A 7,024-nucleotide genomic window follows, 5' to 3' on the forward strand; every position below is an offset into this window, starting at 1 on the left:
CCGACAGTGAAGAGGAAGATCATGCCGACCGCCCAGAGCATGGGCGTGCGGAATTCGATAGAGCCTCCCCACATCGTGGCGATCCACGAGAAGATCTTCACGCCGGTCGGCACCGCGATCACCATTGTGGCGGCGACGAAATAAGCCTGCGTCGCGGTGTTCATGCCGACGGTGTACATGTGGTGCGCCCACACGACGAAGCCGATGCCGCCGATCGCGACCATGGCATAAGCCATGCCGAGATAACCGAACACGGGCTTGCGCGAGAAGGTGGCGATGATCTGGCTCGCGATGCCGAAGCCCGGAAGGATCAGGATGTAGACTTCCGGATGGCCGAAGAACCAGAAAAGGTGCTGGTACAGGATCGGGTCACCACCGCCGTCCGGTGAGAAGAAGGTGGTGCCGAAGTTACGATCGGTGAGCAGCATGGTGATCGCACCGGCGAGAACCGGCAGCGACAGCAGCAGCAGGAACACCGTCACCAAGATCGCCCACACGAACAGCGGCATCTTGTGCAGGGTCATACCCGGCGCGCGCATGTTGAAGATCGTGGTGATGAAGTTGATCGCGCCGAGGATTGACGAGGCGCCGGCAATATGCAGCGCCAGGATGGCGAAGTCGACAGCCGGTCCAGGATGGCCCGTCGTCGAGAGCGGCGCATACAGCGTCCAACCGCCGCCGACGCCGGGTGCGCCTGGCTCGCCTTCCACGAACAGCGAGATGATCAGCAGCGCGAACGAGGCCGGCAGCAGCCAGAACGAGATGTTGTTCATGCGCGGGAAGGCCATGTCCGGCGCGCCGATCATCAACGGCACGATCCAGTTGCCGAAGCCGCCGATCATCGCCGGCATAACCATGAAGAAGATCATGATCAGGCCGTGCGCCGTCGTGAAGACATTAAACATATGCGCGTCGTGGAAGATCTGCATGCCCGGCTGCTGCAGCTCGAGCCGCATCGCGATCGAGAGAATGCCGCCGATCACGCCTGCCATGATCGCGAACACAAGGTACATCGTGCCGATGTCCTTGTGGTTGGTCGAATAAACGTATCGCCGCCATCCGGTCGGGTGGTCATGCGCGTCATGCGCATGCTGGTCGGCGTGGGCGGTATGCGGCGTGGCTGCCATGATCTTACCCTTTTAGTCTTAATTCCGGTATCGCGGCCCGGGCGCGATTTCGTCCGGGCGCCGCGCATTCTCTGCGGCGTTACTGCGCCTGCGGCGTGCCCGTGGACGCCACGTTAATACCTTCGGGCGCGGTTGTGTTCGCGAACTTCTTCTTCGCCTCGTCGAGCCAGGCGGCGTAGTCCTTGTCGTTCACCACCCGGACCGTGATCGGCATGAAGGCGTGGTCCTTGCCGCAGAGCTCCGAGCACTGGCCGTAATAGACCCCCTCGCGGGTGGCCCGGAACCAGGTCTCGTTGAGGCGGCCCGGAACGGCGTCGATCTTGATGCCGAAGGACGGAACGGCGAAGGCGTGAATGACGTCGGCGCCGACCACCTGCATGCGGACCACCTTGTTGACCGGCACCACGACCTCGTTGTCGACGGCGAGCAGCCGCGGCTGGCCGGGCTTGAGATCCTTCTCCTGCACCATCAGCGAATCGAAGGAAAAGCCGTTGTCCGGATAGTCGTAGGTCCAGAACCACTGCTTTCCGGTCGCCTTGATGGTCACGTCGGCCGCTGGAATGGTCAGCTGGTTGAACAGCAGGCGGAACGACGGGATGGCGATGGCGACGAGGATCATCACCGGGACCACCGTCCACACCACCTCGATCAGCGTATTATGCGTGGTCTTGGAGGGAACCGGATTGGCCCGCGCGTTGAACTTGAAGATGACGACGAGCAGCAGCGCCAGCACGAAGACGGTGATCAGGGTGATGATCACCAGCAGGAAGTCATGGAACCAGGTGATCTGCTCCATGATCGGGGTCGCGGCTTGCTGGAAACTGATTTGCCAGGGCGAGGGCTGCCCGAGGCCGGCCATCGCCGCCATGGGCACCAGGGCTGCCGCGGCACTCACCGCCCCAACCAAGAAATTCTGCACCCGCATGTGGTCTTCGCTCCTTCGACAAATCGGCCGTATCGGCAGCCGACCTCACGTGTGATGGTGGCGGCAGCCTGATGGGCGCGCGCGCGCCTGAGCCAAAAACCTGCCGAAGCGGCGATGCGCACCAGGATTTCAGGGAAAATCCCGGCTTCTCAAACCATAATTCCGTCCCGCTCGCAATGCGGCTGCGCATTGAAATAATGAGACATTCTGCCTAGCGGCGAACCGGCAGAAGAATGCCTGTTTTCGGCCAGAAAACCGTGGTTTTTGGCAGTTGTGTCGGAGCTTGACAGCGCTGGGCGCGCGTGGTGCCACGAACCCTATCCGTTGTACTGAGCGATTCGGTTGGCGCACCGACCGCGCTAAGTGAGGCCTTCACCAGCCCCGGACGATTCCATGCTGATTTCAATGCCCGTGAGGCTTGCCGGACTGGCGCAGCTCGCCGCCATCCTCGCCACCCTGATTTCGCAGATCGGGTATGCCCAAGCGCAGGGCGCGGTGAGGTCGGTCCACGCCGACTGGCAGATCCGCTGCGATACGCCTCCGGGCGCTCAGTCCGAGCAATGCGCCCTGATTCAGAGCGTCACCGCCGAGGACCGGCCCAATATCGGGCTGACGGTGATCGTGCTGAAAACCGCGGACAACAAGAGCCGCCTGATGCGGGTGATCGCCCCGCTCGGGGTGCTGCTGCCGTCGGGGCTGGGGCTGAAGATCGACAACACCGACATCGGCCGCGCCGGTTTCGTCCGCTGCCTGCCCAATGGCTGCGTGGCAGAGGTGGTGATGGACGATAACCTGATGAAGCAGCTCCGCGAGGGGCAGACGGCGACCTTCATCATCTTCCAGACCCCGGAAGAGGGAATCGGCTTCCCGATGGCACTGAAGGGCTTCGGCGAAGGCTTCGACAAGCTGCCCTAGTCATCCCGCTTCAGCAGGCGGCCCATGCTCCCCGATCAGACGCTGTTCCTCACCCAATTGCTGACGCTTTGGGCCGTCGTCGATCCCGTCAGCCATCTGCCGCTGTTCATGGGCGCGACCGCCGATTTCAACGCCGCGGAGCGGCGCAGAGCTGCGGTGCTCTCCGTTCTGATGGCCTTCGTGATCCTGACGGCGTTCGGGTTCGGGGGACAATATCTGCTCTCGGCGATGGGGATTTCGCTCCTGTCCTTCCAGATCGCCGGTGGGATCGTGCTGTTTCTGTTCGCGGTCTCGATGGTGCTCGGCGATGCCTCGCATGCTCTGAAGGTGCCCGCGAAGCGCGGCGAAGCGGCGCGCCGCGATGCCGTCATGGCGATCGCGGTCTATCCGCTTGCGACCCCGATCATCGCCGGCCCGGGCTCGATGCTGACGATTGTCCTTTTGATGGACAACAACCGCCATTCTCACGCCGAGCAGGTGATGACGGTTGCGGCCCTTGCGACCGCTCTCGCCGGATTGCTCCTAATTTTCCTAGCGGGTGACTGGGTCGAGCGGGTGACCGGCAGCGGCGTCACCCAGCTCCTGCGCCGGATCATGGGGCTGCTGCTCTCCGCGCTTGCCGTCAATCTCGTGCTGAGCGCGGTCGCGGCCTGGCTGAAGCTTCCGCCGATCTGAGGGGCGCGCACTGCCCTCGCAGATTTCTTTCATTGCGAGGCGCGTCAGCGACGACTCAATCCATTTTGCCCTGAAAAGCTGGATCGCTTCGCTTCATTCGCAATGACGTGTGGACTCTTGCAATCCCGAGTTTATAGGTTTATATTCCTAGAATGCGCCTTTACCCCTTTCATCCTCCCTCTCCGGTTGTTCGGCTCAGCGTGCGGCCCGATCACGATGACCCGAACGCCGTGGTCGCACGGTACGGGCCGCGACAGCCGCATACCGATGCCAAGGTCGCGGCGGTGCGCCGACTCTTTGAACAGAGCACGCTCAATTACCGCCAGATCGCCGCGCGCACCGGCGTCAGCACCGGCAGCATTTCCAACTGGGCGCGCGACGGCGGCTGGAAGCGGCTGCCCTTTGCGCCGCGCGCCTGCGACTTGATGCCCACGCCTCGCGCCACCGCGAAGCTCAAGCGCCGCATGCTCGGCGCGCGCCTTCAGGCCCTCGCCGAGCGCCACATCCGCGAGCTGGAGGCGAGTGCGTGCGTCGATTCCGTCAAGCTCGGAGAGGCGCTGGAGCTTCTCAACATGGCGCGGCTCGCCGCCCTGCCGAGGCGCCGTTCGAAACGGCGGCCGGACGAGATGCCGCCGGAGGGGCCGTTACGCCCGATCGCGGAGCTCTGTCTCGGCGGCGTGGACCTTGCCCGCGCCCCGCGCGCGGCGGTCGAGGACTACCTCGCCAACCGCGAGCGGCCGCGCGATGAGGACCTGCCGCCACGCGGCAGCCGCGGGTCCCGTCGCTGGCGGCAGCTGGCGCGGATGCGGGAGCGGAAGGGGTAGGCATCCCCACATCGGCGTCATCGCGAGGCGCGTCAGAGACGAAGCAATCCGTTTGGTTAAAGGCTGTTGCTTCGCTTCGCTCGCGATGACGTTGCTCCGGGCGAGGCACGCACCGAACTCGCCGGCTGCGCAAATCTGCCGGCGATACGGCGCCCGGAAATGACGAGAACGAGCCTCGCGCGGGAGCGGTTTCGGCACTATCTTGGCAGGCATGACAGATCAAACCTCCCCCACCGCCTCTCTCATCGATCGCGCCGGTCTCGACCGCTCGCGTGTCCGCTCCATCCTGTCGAAGGGCCTTGAAGGCGCCGACGATGGCGAATTGTTCCTGGAATATCGGCAGTCGGAAGCGCTGGGCTTCGACAATGGCCGGCTGAAGCAGGCGACCTACGACACGGCGCAGGGCTTCGGTCTTCGCGCGGTCAAATCCGACGCGGTCGGCTACGCCCATGCCTCGGATCTGTCCGAGGCGGCGCTGATGCGCGCCGCCGATGCGGTGCGGGCGGTGCGGGGCGGCTATAGCGGCCATTATTCCGAGGCGCCGGGGCGCAGCAATGTGCGTCTCTACTCGGACGAGAATCCGCTCGATGCGCCGGGCTTCGAAGCCAAGGTCAAATTGCTGCAGGAAATTGATGCCTATGCCCGCGCCAAGGACCCGCGGGTCCGGCAGGTCAGCGCCAGCCTGGGCGCGTCGTGGCAGGTGGTCGAAATCCTGCGCGCCGACGGAGAGATCTATCGCGACATCCGTCCGATGGTTCGCATCAATGTGTCGATCGTCGCCGGCGAGGGCGACCGGCAGGAATCCGGCGGTCACGGCTATGGTGGCCGCGAAGGCTATGCGCGTTTCATCGAGACCGCAGCCTGGCGCGGTGCGGTCGATGATGCGGTCCGGCAGGCTTTGGTTAATCTCGAATCGGTGCCGGCCCCGGCCGGGGAGATGGACGTTGTGCTGGCCGCCGGCTGGCCGGGCGTCATGCTCCATGAAGCGGTGGGGCATGGCCTCGAAGGCGACTTCAACCGCAAGGGCACCTCGGCCTTTGCCGGCCTGATGGGCCAGCAGGTCGCCGCCAAAGGCGTCACGGTGCTTGACGACGGCACCATCGCCTCGCGCCGCGGTTCGCTCTCGATCGATGACGAGGGCACGCCGACCAACAGAACCGTGCTGATCGAGGACGGCATTCTCGTCGGCTATATGCAGGACCGCCAGAACGCGCGGCTGATGAACATGAAGCCGACCGGCAATGGCCGCCGTGAGTCATACGCGCATGTGCCGATGCCGCGCATGACCAACACCTACATGCTGGCCGGCGATCGCGAACCGGGCGAGATCATCGCATCGGTCAAGAACGGCATCTATGCGGTGAATTTCGGCGGCGGGCAGGTCGATATCACCTCGGGGAAATACGTGTTCCAGTGCACCGAGGCCTACAAGATCGAGAACGGCAAGATCGGCGCGCCGGTGAAGGGCGCCATGCTGATCGGAAACGGGCCGACGGACCTGCATCGCATCTCGATGATCGGTAACGATCTCGCGCTCGACCACGGCGTCGGCACCTGCGGCAAGAACGGCCAGGGCGTTCCGGTCGGTGTCGGTCAGCCGACGCTGCGCATGGATCGCATCACCGTGGGCGGCACCGGTTAGCGTTCGCTTCGAACGCCAACCCCGCTTCAGAAATAGGCGATCAGCCGGCCGCAGGCGGCGACCGTGAGCCAGATCACGATCGACGTCATGCCGATGAGGCGCGCGCGCACCGGCAGCGGCGTGTGCGGCTGCAGATCGCGAACGCGCGGCGCGACGGACTTTTCGAACCAGGCGATATTGGCGAGCGCCAGCGCGATCAGCAGCAGCTTGATCTGAAAGACCTGATTGAGAATGACGTGGCTCGCTTCGGCCATGAACAACATCGAGCCCGAAAGAACGAGGCCGATAAATCCGAGAATGGCGATGAGGCGCGTGCGCCGCAGGAGGCTGCCGGGCCATGTCGACTGGAAAAAGCCGACGAGCCGCAGGTCCATCACCGCGACCGCGCCGAAGAAGATCATCAGCGACAGGATATGCGCGACATTCGCCGCCATATAGGCATAGGGCGATTGCCGTATCGTTGCGGCAAGCGCCGTGCCTTCCAGGGCGACGAAGATCGCGGGAGCGGCGTTGGACATTCAGCGCATCTCGACGGTCTTGCCGTCGACCGTGATCCGTTCGGCGCGCATCTCGTCCTTCTCCACGGTCGATGCATAGCCATAGGCAGAGACGGTCTTTCCGACGGCGACCATGTCCCTGGTGGCGCCGCGATTGATCATGCGTGAGGTCGGCGCGAGCGTTACCGTCCACACCTTGTCGGGTGCCTTGACGGTGATGGTCGCGTGCGGATTTTCGTATTTCGACGTCAGGATCGTGCCGTCGACGGTGATCGGCTTCGACGCGTCGTAACTTCCCCATCCGTGATGAGCGAGCGCGCCGCCGCCGGCCAGTGCGAGCGTTGCCAGGGCGGCAAGCAGAGGCTTCATCATGACGTCACCTCGTCGTTTTCATTTTTGCGCTAACGCACGACCCCGGA

General features: G+C 64.1%; 8 protein-coding genes. 4 read left to right on the forward strand and 4 right to left on the reverse strand.

Features of this window, described 5'->3' with window-relative positions; translation table 11 throughout:
• On the reverse strand, positions 1 to 1,127 hold a 1,127-nt coding region (locus VN004_RS17250), incomplete at its 3' end, for a cbb3-type cytochrome c oxidase subunit I (protein ID WP_325612625.1).
• Between the two features lie 79 nt (positions 1,128 to 1,206).
• Positions 1,207 to 2,052, reverse strand: a complete 846-nt coding sequence (coxB, locus tag VN004_RS17255; RefSeq protein ID WP_325612628.1) for a cytochrome c oxidase subunit II — start codon at positions 2,050 to 2,052, stop codon at positions 1,207 to 1,209.
• A gap of 393 nt (positions 2,053 to 2,445) precedes the next feature.
• Here coxB and VN004_RS17260 point away from each other — a divergent pair, with 393 nt between their 5' ends.
• From VN004_RS17260 to tldD, 4 genes are all read left to right on the forward strand, one after another.
• Positions 2,446 to 2,967 carry an invasion associated locus B family protein gene (locus VN004_RS17260; RefSeq protein ID WP_325612631.1) on the forward strand — a complete coding sequence of 174 codons (522 nt, stop codon included), beginning with the start codon at positions 2,446 to 2,448 and terminating at the stop codon, positions 2,965 to 2,967.
• Positions 2,968 to 2,991: 24 nt separating this feature from the next.
• Positions 2,992 to 3,642, forward strand: coding sequence for a MarC family protein (locus VN004_RS17265; protein WP_325612633.1), 651 nt, complete (start codon positions 2,992 to 2,994; stop codon positions 3,640 to 3,642).
• A 152-nt stretch (positions 3,643 to 3,794) separates the two neighbouring features.
• Positions 3,795 to 4,466, forward strand: coding sequence for a hypothetical protein (locus VN004_RS17270; RefSeq protein WP_325612635.1), 672 nt, complete (start codon positions 3,795 to 3,797; stop codon positions 4,464 to 4,466).
• Between the two features lie 211 nt (positions 4,467 to 4,677).
• Positions 4,678 to 6,108, forward strand: coding sequence for a metalloprotease TldD (tldD, locus tag VN004_RS17275; protein ID WP_325612636.1), 1,431 nt, complete (start codon positions 4,678 to 4,680; stop codon positions 6,106 to 6,108).
• 26 nt (positions 6,109 to 6,134) lie between these two features.
• On the opposite strand, the gene VN004_RS17280 is transcribed toward tldD, so the two are convergent.
• Both VN004_RS17280 and VN004_RS17285 read right to left on the reverse strand, forming a co-directional pair.
• Positions 6,135 to 6,626: a DUF6644 family protein gene (locus VN004_RS17280; RefSeq protein WP_325612638.1), complete on the reverse strand. Its 492-nt coding sequence runs from the start codon at positions 6,624 to 6,626 to the stop codon at positions 6,135 to 6,137.
• Entirely contained in the window at positions 6,627 to 6,977 is a 351-nt protein-coding gene (locus tag VN004_RS17285) for a DUF6152 family protein (RefSeq protein ID WP_325612641.1), read from the reverse strand.
• Between the last annotated feature and the right edge of the window lie 47 nt (positions 6,978 to 7,024).

The sequence above is a fragment of the Pseudorhodoplanes sp. genome, from assembly GCF_035565855.1.
Lineage (GTDB): Bacteria > Pseudomonadota > Alphaproteobacteria > Rhizobiales > Xanthobacteraceae > Pseudorhodoplanes.